1 protein-coding gene and 1 pseudogene are annotated in these 2,901 nt (G+C 70.9%); both read left to right on the top strand.

Features of this window, described 5'->3' with window-relative positions; all coding sequences use genetic code 11:
* Positions 1 to 46 precede the first annotated feature (46 nt).
* On the top strand, positions 47 to 1,996 hold the full coding sequence (gene dnaK / locus ACY5KJ_RS19385) for a molecular chaperone DnaK (RefSeq protein WP_462189000.1): 1,950 nt from the start codon (positions 47 to 49) through the stop codon (positions 1,994 to 1,996).
* 114 nt (positions 1,997 to 2,110) lie between these two features.
* Positions 2,111 to 2,632 (top strand): annotated as a pseudogene (locus ACY5KJ_RS19390) (nucleotide exchange factor GrpE); the annotation flags it as partial.
* Between the last annotated feature and the right edge of the window lie 269 nt (positions 2,633 to 2,901).

The raw sequence follows: 2,901 nt of genomic DNA on the forward strand, positions 1-2,901 counted from the left end.
CATTACGTCCCCATATGTGTGAGGTTCGCTTCTGGAGGAGCATTCGATGGCGAAGACAGTCGGCATTGATCTGGGGACGACCAATTCGGTGATCGCCGCCTGGGAGGGTGGCGAGCCGAGGGTCATCCCGAACGCGGAGGGTGCGCGGACGACACCGTCGGTGGTGGCGTTCACCGAGAGCGGTGAACGCCTGGTCGGGCAGCTGGCGCGACGGCAGGCGATCCTGAACCCGAAGGGCACGATCTACTCGGCCAAGCGGTTCATCGGCCGCCGCTATGACGAGGTGACCGAGGAGGCCAAAGCGGTCGCCTTCGACGTCGTCGCAGGCCCGGAGGGCGCCGCCCGGTTCAAGATCCGGAACAAGCTCTACGCGCCGGAGGAGATCAGCGCGCTGGTGCTGCGCAAGCTGGCCGACGACGCCGGGCGGAACCTGGGCGAGAAGGTCACCGAAGCGGTCATCACGGTGCCGGCCTACTTCAACGACGCGCAGCGCACCGCGACGAAGGACGCCGGCCGGATCGCCGGGCTCTCCGTGCTGCGGATCATCAACGAGCCGACCGCGGCCGCGTTGGCGTACGGGCTAGACAAGAAGGGCCACGAGACCGTCCTGGTCTTCGATCTCGGCGGCGGCACGTTCGACGTGAGCATCCTCGACGTCGGCGACGGGGTGGTCGAGGTCCGGGCCACGGCCGGGGACAGCCACCTGGGCGGGGACGACTTCGACCGCCGGCTGGTCGACTACCTCGCCGACGGGTTCCACCGGGAACAGGGCGTCGACCTGCGCCGGGACCCCCAGGCGCTGCAACGGCTGTTCGAGGCCGCGGAGAAGGCCAAGGTCGAACTGAGCTCGGTCACCCAGACCCAGGTGAACCTGCCGTTCATCACCGCCGACGCCACCGGGCCGCGGCACCTGACCACCACGGTCATGCGCTCCACCTTCGAACAGATCACCGCCGACCTGGTCGAACGGACCATGGGACCGGTCCGCCAGGCGATGGAGGACGCCAAGGTCAGCGCCGACGACCTCGACGAGGTGATCCTCGTCGGCGGCGCCACCCGGATGCCCGCGGTGCAGGCACTGGTCCGGCGGCTGACCGGCGGCAAGGAACCGAACATGAGCGTCAACCCCGACGAGGTCGTCGCACTGGGCGCGGCGATCCAGGCCGGGGTGCTCAAGGGCGAGATCTCCGACGTGCTCCTGCTCGACGTCACCCCGCTCTCCCTCGGGGTGGAGACCCGCGGCGGCCTGATGACAAAAATCGTCGAACGCAACACCACGATCCCGGTACGACGCTCCGAGGTGTTCTCCACCGCGGAGGACAACCAGCCGGCAGTGGACATCGTGGTACTGCAGGGCGAACGCGAACGCGCCGCCGACAACCGGGTACTCGGCCGCTTCCGCGTGGAAAACATCCGCCCGGCGCCCCGCGGCGAACCGCAGATCGAGGTCACCTTCGACATCGACGCCAACGGCATCCTCAACGTCACCGTCCGCGACAAGGACACCGGAGCCCAGCAGTCGATCACGATCAGTGAAACCTCCAACCTCCCCAAGGAAGAGGTCGAACGGATGATCACCGAGGCGGAGCGTAACCGCACCGCCGACAAGGCGCTACGCTCCGCGATCGACGCCCGCAACGAGCTGGACTCGGTCGCCTACCGCGTCGAACGGCTGCTGGCCGAACTCGGTGACGCCGCCCCGCCACACGAGAAGGCCCGCGCCGACCTACTGGTCACCGACGCCCGCCAGGCCATCAACGAGGAGGCGCCGGTGGACCGGGCCCGCGCCCTGACCTCGGATCTCCAACAGATCTACCACGGCCTGGCCGCCGCCCGCACCGGCCAGGCCGGCCCCACCGAGGGAACCGGCGGCAGCCCGGCCGACACCGCACCGGGCGGCCCGGGCGGCCCACAGCCACCACCCGGCGGCAGCACCCCCGGCGGCGGCACCCCCGGCGACGACGACGTGATAGACGCCGAGTTCGACCGGGGCTGAACCCATGCCGACCGAGACCGACCGATGATGGCGAACGACATGCCGCACGAACAGCGCCCAGACCGGACCGGCCACGCCGCCGGCCCCCGTACCGACCAGACCACCGACCGGACCGTGGACCGGAGTAGCGCAGAGGCCACCGCCCGCGCCGGCCCCGTCGGCGCGGACGACCTCCCGACCGAGGCGGTCCTGGACAGTGTGGCGCTCGCCGCTCAGGTGGACGAGCTGACCGACCGGTGGCGGCGGGCCGCCGCCGACCTGGACAACCTGCGTAAACGGACCGTCCGGGAGCTGGAGCGGGATCGGGCCGCCGAACGGGCCCACGCGGCCGCCGCCTGGCTGCCGGTCCTCGACCACCTCGACCTCGCGCTCACCCACGCCGACGCCGACCCCGCCTCGCTCGTGGCGGGTGTCCGGACGGTCCGGGACCAGGCCGTGGACGTGCTGGCCCGGCTCGGCTACCCACGCCACGACGAGGTCGGGGTGCCGTTCGACCCGACCCGGCACGAGGCGCTGACCGCCGTCGAGAAACCGAACGTCCCAGTCGGCACGGTGGTGGCCGTGATCCGTCCCGGCTACGGCGATACCGGACGGCAGCTGCGCCCCGCCGGGGTCGCCGTCAGCCGCCCTCCCGGCGAGCCATCCAGCAAACCCAGCGAACCGCCCGGCGGCGCCCGGCAACCAGGCGAGACCGGCCCGGACCCGGGCGGCGCCGGCGGGCCTGCGGAGTGACCGGCCGTGGCCCGGGACTACTACCAGCTTCTCGGTGTCGGCCGGGGCGGTAGGGCCTGTTTGGGAAGTATGTCCCGAGGCTGGCCGTGGATCTGATGGTGATTTTCGGATTGCATGATCCGTTGTGTGGTGCGGGGTGACCTGACGAACGAGCGGTGGGCTGTGCTGGAGCC

It is taken from the genome of Frankia sp. CcWB3 (assembly GCF_977927595.1).